The organism is Lamprobacter sp. (assembly GCF_034860625.1).
Classification (GTDB): domain Bacteria; phylum Pseudomonadota; class Gammaproteobacteria; order Chromatiales; family Chromatiaceae; genus Lamprobacter.
Map to the genome: position 1 here is coordinate 1 of NZ_JAYESN010000783.1, position 329 is coordinate 329.

The window sequence follows — 329 nt, forward strand, 5'->3', positions numbered from 1 at the left end:
GCGGTTGTCTTGCCGGCATCACCAGTGACCGAATGCCAGTCGTGACGCAGCCCCGCTTGCAGGGTCAAATCGCCGATGTCTTTGCTCTCGAAGGCGAACAGCGCCAGGTTGCTCACCTCACCGCCCGGCGCCAGCACCGTGGTCCCGCGGGAATATTGGATCTTGTTGCTGTACTCAACGCCCAGGGTGCCGCCGTCAAACGGGCCGAGCAGCCCATGAATGGCCTCGAGCCGGGCGACATAGCGATCGAACTCGAGATGGATGGTCCCATCGTAGCCCGCGCTGCGCGGCGTGCCGGGGCTGTTCGCGCGACGCAGGTTGTGCTGCCA

The 329-nt window shown here is 65.0% G+C and carries 1 protein-coding gene; it reads right to left on the reverse strand.

The annotated features are described in order from the left end of the window. On the reverse strand, nt 1-329 hold a 329-nt coding region (locus VBE63_RS31270), incomplete at both ends, for a TonB-dependent receptor domain-containing protein (RefSeq protein WP_323686817.1).